This window comes from bacterium (assembly GCA_018814885.1).
In the GTDB taxonomy this organism is placed as follows: Bacteria; Krumholzibacteriota; Krumholzibacteriia; order LZORAL124-64-63; family LZORAL124-64-63; genus JAHIYU01.
Genome location: JAHIYU010000084.1, coordinates 1 through 7,209, shown reverse-complemented (window position 1 = coordinate 7,209; position 7,209 = coordinate 1). Strand labels below are relative to the sequence as shown.

Here is a 7,209-nt window from a genome sequence, read left to right as displayed (position 1 = left end):
GAGCGATGCCGCGGCGAGCAACGCCGAGGCCAGCGCCAGTGGCATTATTCTCGAGAATCCCATGGTTCCCTCCGGTGTCTGGGCGGGACCGGCGACGGCGTCCGACCAGTCCAGCGTCGACCGGGCGCGTCGCGGATCACCTGTACCAACGCGCGGTGATGAAGTCGCGACTGATCCCGAGCGCGGGCCGCATCAGTCCTCGTCCCCGTCGCGGCCGGTCCCGCGCCGGGGCCCGCAGCAAGGGCGGGACCGCCGCCACGGGAAACGTGCATCCGGCGGGGAATGACATCCCCGCGCGCCCTCCGGCCGCGCGGGACGGGAGGCGGCGCCGGCCGGCCGTCCCCCGTCATGCGTCATGCCGTCCGTCGCCGACAACCGGCAGCGTCACTTGCGCGTGTAGACCAGCTCCATGGACTTCATCTCGTCCGCGCCCGGCATGGTCATGAAGTAGTCCATGCGCTGCCCGTCGTCGCCGACGAATGTGGTGACGGTGCGAATGCCGAACTCCTGGCCGCTGACGGGATCGACCATGCTGCCGCAGAGCTCCAGGGGCTCGCCGATCTTCTCGTAGACGCCGGTCAGCACCGAGATGACGGTGCCCATGGTGTCGATCCAGATGGCGGTGACGGTGTGGGTGGTGTTGTCGTAGCCGGTCAGGCCCCTGCCCTCGAAGGGCATGCCCATGGCCTCGCCGCGCAGGCGCTCCTCGAGGAAGCGCCCACCGAGGATCATCTCCCCGTGGCTGGTGGAGGTGCTGACCGTGGGGGCCGCGCCGGGCTCCATCCAGACGGTGGCGACGATGTCCCAGTCGCCCGTCATGCGGGCCAGGTGGGCGTGGACCGGCCCCGGCGTCGCGGCGGCGGCCCAGGCGGCGGTCATGGCCTCCATGTCGTATTCGTCGGCGGCGGCTGCCGGGACGGCCAGGATCAGCATCAGGCAGAGAACCAGACAGGACATGCGTGCGGTCATGAGATTATCCCCCTTGATTGTAGTCTCGTGAAACCGGCATAGACTACAGCGAACCGGCCCGCCGGGCCAACCCCGGGATCCCGACAAGGACGTAATCTCATGTTGAAACAGGATCTGCCCTTCGACGCCGTCGCCTTCGTCTGCACCCACCAGCGCCCCGACGGACATCCCAAGCCCTGCTGCGCCGACCGTGGCGGCTCCGCCCTGCGCCAGGAACTGCGGGAGATGGCCGCCGAGCGCGGGCTCGACGCCCGCGTCGGGATCTTCGCCAGCGGCTGCCTGGGCGGCTGCGAGCTCGGGCCCACGGCGATGACGTTCCCGGACGGCAAGATGGCGTTCGGCTTGACAGAGCGGGATCTGCCGGCCCTGCTGGAAGAGCTCGACGAGGGCGGGTGATCAGACGGCGCGCGTGAAGTAGGCGCGCACCTCGTCGGCGGTCTGGGTGTTGAGGATCTGGCGGCAGCAGAGACCCGCGTCGCGGGTCATCTCGGCGCCGTGGCGGTAGTCGCACAGCCGCGCGGCCCGGTGGGCGTCCGAGGCGATCACCAGGATCACGCCCAGCTTCTGGGCGTGGTAGCAGTTCTTCCAGTCGAGGTCTTCGTGGGCGGGGTTGGCGTCGATCTCCACCGCGACCCTGGCGGCCGACGCGGCGGTCAGGACGCGGTCGATGTCCAGGGGCAGATCGCGCCCGGTGGTCATGAAGTGTCCGATGGGATGGCCGAGTATGGAGACGCGGGGGTGCTTCACGGCCCGCAGGGCGCGCGTGGTCTGGCGCTCGCGGTCCAGGTCGTGGGAGTGGTGCATGGTGGCCACCACGTAGTCGAAGCCGGCGAGCAGTTCCTCGTCGACGGGCAGGTTGCCCTCGGGATCCACCTCCACCTCGACGCCGTGCAGCAGGGTGAAGCCGTTGCCGTCGGCGTTGTACTTCTCGATCTCCGCCCGCTGGCTGGCCATGCTCTCGGCGCACAGGCCGTCCGCGCAGTAATCGCTCATCAGCTTGTCGGTGACGCCCAGGTAGTCCAGGCCGAGTTCGCGGGCCGTTCCCACGATCGCGGCCAGGTCGTGGGCGCCGTCGACGTAGGCCGTGTGGCAATGCAGCAGCCCGCGCACGTCGCATTGACGCAGAAGTTCGAAGTGGCGGACCGAACACGATTCCTGGCAGGGCCAGGGCTGCTCCAGACAATTCAGTGTTTCTTCCGGTAGCCGTTCGTTCATGCCTGTGCTCGTTCCCGGGAAAGGGATCATCACCACCCGCGAGTAGTGATTCCCACGATAGAAATGGCACCCGTCAACCGCAAGTCCCCGGACGGTGTTTACCGGGGTCCGGGAGCTCCTTTTTCAGAGGATCCCGCGCCGCGCCAGATCGCCGAGATCGACGTTTCCGCCGGAGATCACCACGCCGACCCTCGACAGCCCCCGCAGGGCCCTGAAACCGTCCGTGAGCACCGCCGCCACCGGCACCGCGCCGCTCGGCTCGACCAGCTGCTTCATGCGCGACCAGACCAGCCGCATGGCCCGCACGATCTCTTCGTCGGTCACGGTGGAAATGTCCTCCAGGTGATCTCGCAGCACCGGCCAGGTCAGCTCGCCGAGGCTCGTGAGCAACCCGTCGGCGAGGGTGTCGGGACAGGTCTGGGGGATCCGTGCGCCGGCGGCCAGGGAACGTCTGGCGTCGTCCGCCCCCGCTGGCTCGGCGCCGAAGAGCCGGATGTCCGGCCGCCGCCCGCGCGCGGCCAGACAGGTGCCGGACATCAGGCCGCCGCCGCCCACCGGCGCCACCACGGCGTCCAGGTCGGGCACCTGCTCCAGCAGTTCCAGCGCGGCGGTGCCCTGTCCGGCGATCGTCGGGGGGTAGTCGTAGGGATGGACGAAGACCGCGCCCGTCTCCTGCAGCACGCGCCGGGCCGCGGCCTCGCGCGCCTCCAGCGTGGGCTCGCAGTCCACGATGCGCGCGCCATAGCCTTCCACCGCCGCGCGCTTGACCGCCGGCGCGGTGCTGGGCATGACGATGTGGGCGGGTATCCCGCGCAGCCGGGCGGCCAGCGCCAGGGCCTGGGCGTGGTTGCCGCTGCTGTGGGTGGCCACGCCGCGCGCGGCCGCGTCGTCCGGCAACTGGCTTACGGAATTCCAGGCGCCGCGGAACTTGAAGGCGCCGACCCTCTGCAGGTGCTCGCATTTGAAGAAGAGGCGGCGGCCGGCGAGTTCGTCGAGGATCCGGCTGGTCATCACGGGCGTGCGGTGGGCCACGCCCGCGAGTCGCGTCGCGGCCTCCTCGATGTCCTGCAGCGTGACGGCGTATCGCGTCATGAGTCGATGGCACCGGGATCAGAGGTTCTTGGCCTTGGCCGCCATCTTGATCTGCGGCAGCAGGCTCACGTCGAACATCCGGCGCTGGCCGCTGCGCACGGCGCGGGCCTCCTCGAGGCCGCGGCGCAGGCCGGCCAGGACGCTGGTCACTTCCAGGTTCTGGTAGCGGTAGCCGAAATGACGCAGCTTCTCCATGGCCGCCACCAGCTTGCCCTCGGCCGGGGCGAGCTTGTTGTCGGCGATGTGCTCGAAGGCCTGGCAGGCCTCGTGCAGGCCGATCCAGAAGAGCTCGTCGCGCCCGACCGCGGTGCGCATGCCCTGGGCGGTCAGTTCGGCGGCGGCGGTGTAGCGGCGGTTGTTGAAGGCGGTCACGGCATCGGTCAGCAGGTCCATCTGGTGCAACTCCTGGGCGACTTTTTAAAGGTCTCTCTCGTCGATCATGCGCTCGATGGGCAGGAAGCGCTCGGCTTCCTCCTCGAAGGCGAGCTTGCGTATGTCCTTCAGGCGGTCCACGTACAGCACGCCACGCAGGTGGTCGCATTCGTGCTGCATGACCACCGCGGCGAAACCCTCCAGCTCCCTCTCGACACGTTCACCGTGCATGTCGTGATGCACGACGTGGATGGCGGCCGGCCGCTCCACCCAGCCGCGAAGGCCCGGCACGCTGAGGCATCCCTCGTACATGCCGTAGAGCTTGCCGGTGGTCGGCGTGATCACCGGGTTGATCACCACGCGGATGATCGGTTCGTCTTCCTCGTCCAGCTCGCCGCCGACAAGGGCCAGCTGTTTCGAGACGTGCACCTGCGGTGCGGCCAGACCGACGCCGGCGTATTCGCGCATGGTCTCGAGCAAGTCCCGGATGAGCGTCTGCACCTCGGGACCGGTGATGTCCTCCGGGGGAATCGTCTCGGCGAGCCGGCGCAGGACCGGATGTCCCATGCGGGCGACTTTCAGGATGGCCATCTTCGGCAGCTCCTCCGGATCATCGAGCGGATCTACGGGCGGACCGGCGAGCGCCCCGCTGATCTGGCCACAATGCAAATGACATCATGAATCATGCCATGTCGGGCCCGTGACCCGCGCATCGCGCATCAACGTCGTATCCCGCCGCGGGAGCACACGTTAACCGATCCCGGTCCGGGGCGCAAAGGACCACCCCCCGGCCCCGGCCGCTACGGCGGCGGTCGGATTCCTGCCGGGCGCGCCGCGGGGCGCGCCGGGCCGTGACGGCTAGCCGTGGCCGTGTCCTTCGTGCTCGCTGGGCTCCTCGGCGGGCGCGCAATGGCCGCAGTACCACTTGCCGCCCTGCTCGACCATCTCGGTCGCGGCCATCTCCATGCCGCACTTGGCACAGGCGTGCATGACCGTCTCCCCGGCGGCCGGCGCGGCCTCGGCGCAGTGGGGGCACATGGTCTTGCCGTCCATCACGACGGCGTCCTTCTCGGGGAATTCCATGCCGCAGCCGGCGCACTTGGCCTGGGCCTCGGCCTTGGTGCCGCAGCCCGTCGCGAAGACCAGGGTCAGCGCCAGGGCGAGCAGGGCGGTCAGGGTCAGGGTTCGTTTCATTTTCGTCTCCTCCTTGGTAATTGCCTATCCAGGTTTCGGCTAGCATAGACCGGATCGGCGTTCGCGCCAATGCTCCTTTAGACGGAAACACTTCGGTACGAAATACTATGCGAGAGATTGCTCCAGCACTTCGGCTTGACCTGCGTACCAATGGCTTGACACGCAGCATCCGAAGATACCAGAGGAACCGATTGACGGGCCTTTATCATTATGATATATGATAAATAATTGGATCAGATGATTAGATAAGTTCACTGCTTATCACTACTGAAACACGGGGGGGGAGCATGATCCGGTCAAAAGTCCTGTCAATCGTGAGTGCCTCGATAGTTTGTCTTATTGGGGCGCCCAGCCTTTATGCTGAAATACTGCCGGACATTCAGCCTCCAATCAGTCGTTCCAGTGCCAAATCATATCAGAACGCTGGAATCGATTGGAGTATCGTGCGACGCCACCAGGACACCGGATTGGTTGTCAGATTGGGTCGGTCCCGGCCCTCTTCATTCGACAAGCCGGTTATTTCGGCGGCGGAATCCCGGACGATCGCTCTTGATTTTATCACCGGTCACCCCATATCCCTGGGGACATTGGCCAATTCCTCGATAGAGATCTTAAACGTTGTCACCAACCAATATGAGCCCAATCTCTTTCCCGATCGCAAGGCCAGCTTCATCGTTACCTATCGAGCCATCGCCAACGGGTACCCGTTCTATGGAGCTGTATCTAAAATCACCATGAACCATGCCGGTGAGATTTACAGCGTGAGACACTTTGTTCCCGACGGAGCCCGAATTCCAGCCGCCCCTTTGCTTTCCAAAACCCAAATTCTCGAGCGGCTTGCCCAGGAATACCGTGTTGAAGAATTGAATCTTATCGAGCAACCCAAGCTTTATGCTATGTCACCGGACAAGCTTGTCTGGAAGGTTCGAATCGAACGGCCCCTTGACGTGGATATCCTGATCGACGCCATCAGCGGAGCAATCATCGAGAGTAAGCGAAACCTCTACGAACAAGCCCCCACAGATCAGTTTTGGCTCCATGGAGAGATCCAGGGCAGCGGAGATGGCGTAGCCGCCCTGGGGCCCCTGGAGGATGCAACGGTCGTCATCATGAATCAGAATCCTCTTTGGTCCGACGAAGAGTTGTGGCGAGGCCAGACAGACGCCTCGGGCTTGTATAATGTCGCTCCGCCTACTTACCTGGACGTTTGGGACAGCCCTTCGGGCACCGACCCCGTTGATGCCTTCGTCCGGGTTGAGCTCGAGTGCGACCAGGTCAGATCGGAACGATTCGATAATATTCTTGATTCAGACCTGATTACCCTTAGCTCCGATGTTTTCCAGCCAACCAGTACGGGCGATTATACAGAAAATCTACTGTTCAATACCGGGATGGAGCTTGAAGGGTCATGCGCATTCAATGAAATCAGGAGAGGATGGAGAACGAGTTGGGGGCATCCGAGAAAACAGAACTAGGTGACCGTCCAGGTCAACAGCAACAGGGGTCCGAGCACCAACGGTCAGACCCTCTACTTTCCGGCAAACCGCGCTCGCCTACCGGGTGACACCATTCTGCATGAATACGGTCACACCTTGATGTTCGAAATGTATCCGGACGGTTTCCCCGACGGTCAAACCGACAATGACGGCGGCCACCCGGGACAGTGTCCCAACGATTGTGCGAATTACTGGAATCACAATGCAGCATTTAACGATTGCAGCGTAGATGCCATCATTGAAGGATGGGCGAACTACTATCCCGTAGCGGTTTATACAACGGCCACAACCCCGCACTCACCGTCGGACCATAGTTACGACTGGTCGAATTCTACAAGCACCTGGGATCTGGAAGACAATTCCGAGGCTGATGTATTCCAAACGGATCAGGCAGACGGGTCTATTCTTAATGTCCCCCACGGTAACAGCAACCACCCGTTCGACGAGTACACCGTCGCTTCGATTCTATGGGATCTCTTCGATGGGGAATCCGCTGCAGACAACGACCGGCTCGAGATCGGCGGAGATCAAGTATGGAATCTGATGATGAATGAAATGCCTTTCACAACCAAGGAATTGTACGAGATCGCCTACCTGGAATTCCCGGACCTGCGGTATGAGCTCTGGGAGATTTTCAGCACCCACAGCCTGACCGACACCCAACCGGCGACGGACGCACCCGTTGATGTTGTCCCGACGACCGGGTCGGTCTATCCCCAGACGTCCTCTATCAGCCCGTTGAAAAACTCGACCCGCCGCGCATTCCTATCCCATCGATTGCGAGCGTAGTGTATCATAGCGGCGCACCACGATCACGGAGGAAGTCTGATGACGATGAAGCGCCGCCGCCGCAGCACTCAACAGCCGCTGT

General features: G+C 64.0%; 9 protein-coding genes. 3 read left to right on the top strand and 6 right to left on the bottom strand.

The features are described from left to right. Positions 1-384: 384 nt before the first annotated feature. On the bottom strand, positions 385-969 hold the full coding sequence (locus tag KJ554_05155; protein MBU0741727.1) for a DUF1579 domain-containing protein: 585 nt from the start codon (positions 967-969) through the stop codon (positions 385-387). A gap of 99 nt (positions 970-1,068) precedes the next feature. Here KJ554_05155 and KJ554_05150 point away from each other — a divergent pair, with 99 nt between their 5' ends. Beyond that, the gene (locus KJ554_05150) at positions 1,069-1,365 is read left to right on the top strand and encodes a (2Fe-2S) ferredoxin domain-containing protein (GenBank protein ID MBU0741726.1); all 297 of its coding nucleotides are present in this window, start codon (positions 1,069-1,071) and stop codon (positions 1,363-1,365) included. Here KJ554_05150 and KJ554_05145 read toward each other — a convergent pair whose 3' ends face one another. The 5 genes from KJ554_05145 to KJ554_05125 form a co-directional block, all read right to left on the bottom strand. Continuing rightward, positions 1,366-2,184: a hypothetical protein gene (locus tag KJ554_05145; protein ID MBU0741725.1), complete on the bottom strand. Its 819-nt coding sequence runs from the start codon at positions 2,182-2,184 to the stop codon at positions 1,366-1,368. 123 nt (positions 2,185-2,307) lie between these two features. Beyond that, a complete protein-coding gene (locus KJ554_05140) occupies positions 2,308-3,276 on the bottom strand; it encodes a pyridoxal-phosphate dependent enzyme (protein ID MBU0741724.1) in 969 nt (322 codons plus the stop codon). A gap of 18 nt (positions 3,277-3,294) precedes the next feature. Next, positions 3,295-3,669 (bottom strand): hypothetical protein, encoded by a 375-nt coding sequence (locus tag KJ554_05135; GenBank protein MBU0741723.1) that lies wholly within the window; start codon positions 3,667-3,669, stop codon positions 3,295-3,297. 24 nt (positions 3,670-3,693) lie between these two features. Continuing rightward, the gene (gene def / locus KJ554_05130) at positions 3,694-4,239 is read right to left on the bottom strand and encodes a peptide deformylase (GenBank protein MBU0741722.1); all 546 of its coding nucleotides are present in this window, start codon (positions 4,237-4,239) and stop codon (positions 3,694-3,696) included. A gap of 267 nt (positions 4,240-4,506) precedes the next feature. Continuing rightward, positions 4,507-4,842, bottom strand: coding sequence for a hypothetical protein (locus KJ554_05125; GenBank protein ID MBU0741721.1), 336 nt, complete (start codon positions 4,840-4,842; stop codon positions 4,507-4,509). A 443-nt stretch (positions 4,843-5,285) separates the two neighbouring features. Here KJ554_05125 and KJ554_05120 point away from each other — a divergent pair, with 443 nt between their 5' ends. Together KJ554_05120 and KJ554_05115 are read left to right on the top strand one after the other, a co-directional pair. Continuing rightward, positions 5,286-6,317, top strand: a complete 1,032-nt coding sequence (locus KJ554_05120; protein ID MBU0741720.1) for a hypothetical protein — start codon at positions 5,286-5,288, stop codon at positions 6,315-6,317. Next, positions 6,318-7,127, top strand: a complete 810-nt coding sequence (locus KJ554_05115; GenBank protein MBU0741719.1) for a hypothetical protein — start codon at positions 6,318-6,320, stop codon at positions 7,125-7,127. The last annotated feature ends 82 nt before the right edge of the window (positions 7,128-7,209 follow it).